Genomic DNA, 3,134 nt, shown 5'->3' with positions numbered 1-3,134 from the left:
GAGGCCTGGTCCAGCCACGTGATGAGGTCCTCCATGAGGACGGCCATCTCGGTGGCGCCCGGCCGGTGGTTGCGGACCACCGAGGGCGCGGCGTCGAGCACGCGCAGCGAGAGCGCCTGCTTGCCGCGGCGGCCCTCGGCCACGCCGAACTCCACGCGGGTGCCTCCGCGCAGCTCGGTCACCCCGGCCGGCAGGGCCGAGGCGGGCACGTGGACCTCCTCGCCCTCGTCCGTCTGGGCGAACCCGAAGCCCTTGGTCGAGTCGTAGAACTTGATGCGTCCGGTGGGCATGTGCGTCACCTGCTCCTCGTCATGTGGGTCCTCCGCGTCGGGCCGGCGCCGCAGGGGCGGCCGTGCTCTCGTCTCGGGTCGGCGGGGTCCGGCACCGGCGTGGCGGTGCGCCGCGGCATCGGTGGGACCAGCCTGGCCGTGCGCCCGGAGGGGACGGCGGAGGACGTGGTCGTCAATGACCTCCCAGGATAGCCCGACTAGAGTGGCGGGCATGCCTCGGACCTCCACCCTCCCCGCCCCCGCGCCCACCGACCACCGGGGCGGTCGTGGCGTCGTCCTGGTGCTGGGCGTGGCCGTGACGGCGGTGTCCGCCCTGGCCCTGGTGGCCCTGCTGGCCGCGTACTTCCTGGCGTGGCCGGCGTCCCCGGCGCTGTTCGCCCTCGCGCTGTTCGGCCTGCCCGTCGGCTTCGGCCTGATGCTGCTGCACGTGGTGCTGGGCGCCGTCCGACGCTCGCGCCCCTGAGTCGCCGGGCCGACGACGCCCCGCGGCATCCAGCACCCTTTCAGGGTGTTCCCAGGTCAGAGCGGTTGACTGGGCCCCATGCAGCCTCAGAACCCCGAAGCACGCCTCCTGGTGGTGGACGACGAGCCCAACATCCGCGAGCTGCTCTCCACATCCCTGCGCTACGCCGGCTTCGAGGTCACGGCCGCGGCCAACGGCCGGGAGGCCCTGGACGCCGCCGAGGAGTTCCAGCCGGACCTGGCCGTGCTGGACGTGATGCTCCCGGACATGGACGGCTTCACCGTGACCCGCCGCCTGCGCTCCGCCGGCCGTCACTTCCCCGTCGTGTTCCTCACCGCGCGGGACGGCACCGAGGACAAGATCACCGGCCTGACGGTCGGCGGCGACGACTACGTGACCAAGCCGTTCTCCCTCGACGAGGTGGTCGCCCGCATCCGCGCCGTGCTGCGCCGCACTGCCTCCCTCGACGACGACGACGCGGCGGTGCTGCGCGTGGACGATCTCGAGCTCGACGACGACGCGCACGAGGTCCGCCGCGGCGGCGAGGTCGTGGAGCTCTCCCCCACCGAGTTCAAGCTGCTGCGCTACCTCATGATGAACCCGAACCGGGTGCTCTCGAAGGCCCAGATCCTGGACCACGTGTGGGAGTACGACTTCAACGGGGACGCCTCGATCGTCGAGTCCTACATCTCCTACCTGCGCCGCAAGATCGACGTCGGCGGCCACGAGAAGATGATCCACACCAAGCGCGGCGTCGGCTACATGCTCCGCACCGCGGACAAGCGCTGACGTGCGTGCGCGGCTCGACGCCGCGGCGGCCCACGTCCGCCATCCGCGCGCCTGGCTGAGGGGCACGTGGCAGGGGCAGTCCCTGCGCACCAAGCTGGTCGTGATGATCGCGGCGCTCATGCTGGCCCTGGTCGCCGTCACCGCCGTGGCGACCGCGGTGCTGTTCCGCCAGGAGGCGGTGCGCCAGCTGGACGAGGACATGGCCGCCAACCGGGACACCGTCTCGATGTACCTGGCCAACGTCGCCCAGACCGGCGAGTACTACATGCCGCAGCTGCCCATCCTGCGCTTCTACGGCGTCGTGTGGGACAACGAGGGCGCGCGGGTCGTCCAGACCCCGGTGATGCCGGGTGCGGACGAGCCGGCCCTGCCGGACATCACCCCGGCCGAGGCCCTGGAGCGCGGCTCCGCCTCCTTCGAGGTGCCCGGCACACAGCCGGACTCGAGCGGCTGGCGCGTGCAGCTGTACGGGCTCAGCAGCGGCGACGGCACCATGGCCGTGGCCCTTCCCCTGCAGAGCGTGACCTCCTCCGTCGAGCGCGTCACCTCGATCGTCGTGACCATCGGCCTGCTCGCGACGGCGGGCACCGTGATCGTGGCCAACCTGGCGGTCCAGCGCGCGTTCCGCACCCTGAACCGCGTGGAGCGCACCGCCGCCAAGATCGCCGCCGGCGACCTGAGCCAGCGCGTGGAGAGCGCGGCGCCCGACACCGAGGTGGGCCGGCTCTCCCGCTCTCTCAACGCCATGCTCGCGCACATCGAGTCCGCGTTCCGGGACAAGGAGATCTCCGAGGACAAGATGCGCCGCTTCGTGCAGGACGCCTCCCACGAGCTGCGCACGCCCCTGGTCACCATCCGCGGGTTCTCCGAGCTGTACCGGCACGGCGGGCTGCGCGAGGAGGAGGACGTCGCCGCCGCCATGCAGCGCATCGAGTCCGAGGCCACCCGCATGACCCGCCTCGTGGAGGACCTGCTCACCCTGGCCCGTCTCGACGAGCAGCGCCCCCTCGAGCACGCCCCGGTGGACCTGCTCATCCTCGCGATGGACTCCCTGATGGACGCGTCCGTGAACGCCCCGGACCGCAAGGTCACCCTCGTGGGCCCCGACGACGACCGGGCGGCCCCGGCGCCCATCCTCGGCGACGAGAACCGGATGCGCCAGGTGGTCGTGAACCTCATGACCAACGCCCTGCGCTACACCCCCGCCGGCACCCCCATCGAGATCGCGGTCGGCACCGTCGACCACCTCGGCGGCCAGGCGGGGGCGGACGGTGCGGGCCGCAGCTCCGTGATCGAGATCCGTGACCACGGGGCGGGCGTGTCCGAGGAGGACCGTGCCCGCATCTTCGAGCGGTTCTACCGCGCGGACACCTCCCGGCACCGCGAGACGGGCGGCACGGGGCTCGGCCTGGCCATCGTCGCGGCGATCGTGGCCCAGCACGGCGGCTCCGTCCGGCTGCTGGAGACCGAGGGCGGCGGCGCCACCTTCTCCGTCCACCTGCCGTGGGCACCGTTCGAGGACGAGGCGGACGAGGACGTCGAGGACGAGCGCCTGCCCGCACGGGACACCGACGACGACGCGGCCGGTCCGA

At 72.5% G+C, this 3,134-nt stretch carries 4 protein-coding genes; 3 read left to right on the top strand and 1 reads right to left on the bottom strand.

Annotated elements, in window-relative coordinates:
- On the bottom strand, positions 1 to 290 hold a 290-nt coding region (locus D8M29_RS10225; protein ID WP_148111577.1), incomplete at its 3' end, for a cold-shock protein.
- A 211-nt stretch (positions 291 to 501) separates the two neighbouring features.
- On the opposite strand from D8M29_RS10225, the gene D8M29_RS10215 reads away from it, so the two are divergent.
- The 3 genes from D8M29_RS10215 to D8M29_RS10205 form a co-directional block, all read left to right on the top strand.
- Positions 502 to 753 (top strand): hypothetical protein, encoded by a 252-nt coding sequence (locus D8M29_RS10215; RefSeq protein ID WP_036337423.1) that lies wholly within the window; start codon positions 502 to 504, stop codon positions 751 to 753.
- A gap of 78 nt (positions 754 to 831) precedes the next feature.
- Positions 832 to 1,542 carry a response regulator transcription factor gene (locus tag D8M29_RS10210; RefSeq protein ID WP_010079417.1) on the top strand — a complete coding sequence of 237 codons (711 nt, stop codon included), beginning with the start codon at positions 832 to 834 and terminating at the stop codon, positions 1,540 to 1,542.
- A 1-nt stretch (position 1,543) separates the two neighbouring features.
- On the top strand, positions 1,544 to 3,134 hold a 1,591-nt coding region (locus D8M29_RS10205; RefSeq protein WP_148111576.1), incomplete at its 3' end, for a HAMP domain-containing sensor histidine kinase.

This window comes from Micrococcus sp. HSID17227 (assembly GCF_003989405.1).
In the GTDB taxonomy this organism is placed as follows: Bacteria; Actinomycetota; Actinomycetes; order Actinomycetales; family Micrococcaceae; genus Micrococcus; species Micrococcus luteus.
The sequence above is the reverse complement of the archived record's forward strand: the minus strand, read 5'-3'. Positions and strand labels throughout refer to the sequence as shown.

Coding starts and splice junctions, on each gene's coding strand:
- D8M29_RS10215 (WP_036337423.1), top strand. CDS start 502: ATGCCTCGGACCTCCACCCTCCCCGCCCCCGCGCCCACCGACCACCGG.
- D8M29_RS10210 (WP_010079417.1), top strand. CDS start 832: ATGCAGCCTCAGAACCCCGAAGCACGCCTCCTGGTGGTGGACGACGAG.